This is a genomic window from Sunxiuqinia dokdonensis, assembly GCF_001270965.1.
Lineage (GTDB): Bacteria > Bacteroidota > Bacteroidia > Bacteroidales > Prolixibacteraceae > Sunxiuqinia > Sunxiuqinia dokdonensis.
Window position 1 is genome coordinate 1 of record NZ_LGIA01000012.1, and the last position, 1905, is coordinate 1905.

The window sequence follows — 1905 nt, forward strand, 5'->3', positions numbered from 1 at the left end:
GACGAACCGAACATCATCCATTGTCGCTAATTCGGCCAGTGCTTCATGCATCTCCTCAATCATCGCCGGATTCAATGCATTGTGCACTTCGGGCCTGTTCAGAATGAAGTTGGCCCGATAGCCAGTCACTTCAATTTTTATATTCTTCCAGTTTTTCATTGTATCGTCTCTTTACATTCTGAAAACGCCGTAATGCGGTTTCTGAATCGATTGATTAAGGGTCACCGTGAATGCCAAAGCCAAAATATCGCGGGTGTCGGCCGGATCAATAATTGCATCATCCCATAAGCGCGATGAGCTGTAGTATGCCGAGCTCTCGTGCTCAAACTGATCGACCAGGCTATTGCTGCCTCCGTTTTGCCCGATGGTTTGCAACACGCCCGAAGCCTGCTCGCCCCCCATCACCGCAATGCGCGAATGCGGCCACATGAACAAAAAATCGGGTTCGTAAGCCCGGCCCGCCATGGCATAATTGCCAGCACCAAATGATCCACCAATCACCAGGGTAATTTTTGGAACCACGGAATTGGCAACCGCATGAATCAACTTGGCACCATCGCGTGCAATGCCTTCATGCTCATATTTTTTCCCAACTACAAAACCAGTGATATTCTGTAAGAACAACAAAGGAACCTGCCGTTGGTTACATAACTCAATAAAGTGCGCCCCTTTTCGGGCACTTTCGGCGGTCAGAAAACTCTGATTCCCCAATATTCCGACGGGAATGCCTTTGATGTGAGCAAATCCGGTGACCAAGGTCATCCCGTAGTTGGCTTTAAACTCCTGAAAGTTACTCGAATCAACCAAATGCGCCATGATTGCCCGCACATCAATGGGCTTTTTCAAGTCGGTTGAAAGGTAACGATATATTTCTGAAGACGAATGTTCGGGTTCAACCGCATCCTTCAGCTCAATCCCGCGTTTGGTTGCCATCGGTAAAGTATCCACAATTTCGCGGCATATTTCAATGGCATGTGTATCGTCCTTCGCCAGGTGATCAGCAACTCCTGAAACCGAGGTGTGCACCATGGCACCTCCCAATTCCTCCGCGGTAACTTCTTCTCCGGTTGCCGCTTTCACCAGCGGCGGCCCCCCAATAAAAATGGTTCCCTGCCCTTCAACAATAATGGTTTCGTCGCACATGGCGGGCACATAAGCGCCACCGGCTGTGCAAGAGCCCATCACCACTGCCAGCTGCGGAATACTTGCGGCCGACAATCTGGCCTGGTTGTAAAACACCCTTCCAAAATCAAACCGATCAGGAAAAACATGGGCTTGCTCAGGCAGAAAAATACCGCCCGAGTCAACTAAATAAATACAAGGTAAGTGATTTTTTAAGGCGATTTCCTGGGCGCGAACATGCTTTTTGATTGTTTCACGAATGTATGTTCCACCCTTCACTGTGGCATCGTTGGCCACAACAAGACATTCGCGCCTTTTAACCAAGCCGATTCCTGTTACGATTCCGGCCGACGGAAACGCATTGTCATACTGATCAAAAGCGGCGAAAGCCGAAAGTTCCAAAAATGGTGTTTGAGGATCGATCAAAAGGTCAATTCGTTCACGGGCCAACAACTTGCCACGCTCACGGTGCTTCGCGATGGCCTTTTGCGGCCCGTGCGAGGAAACACGTTTCAGACGCGCGCGAAATTCCGACACAACAGACTCGTAATCAGCAATATTTCTCGCTTCAGAAGCGACTCCGTATCGAAGTTTATTTTGTTGAGCTTTATCCATGTCCTCGTTAAACAAATTACAAATGGAAAATCTCTTACTATGACAAAATACGCGGCTATTAGTTCACTGAACACCGTGAATTTTTCAAGTCGACATGTAAAAGTGAAAATTAAGAAAGGAATCCGCGATCACACCAATATTCACCCTGGCCTAGAAAAAAAAGTGACC

Annotated in this window: 1 protein-coding gene; it reads right to left on the reverse strand. The window is 48.0% G+C overall.

What is annotated here, in order from left to right; translation table 11 throughout:
• Nucleotides 1–171: 171 nt before the first annotated feature.
• A complete protein-coding gene (locus NC99_RS00990; RefSeq protein ID WP_053178934.1) occupies nt 172–1737 on the reverse strand; it encodes a carboxyl transferase domain-containing protein in 1566 nt (521 codons plus the stop codon).
• Between the last annotated feature and the right edge of the window lie 168 nt (nt 1738–1905).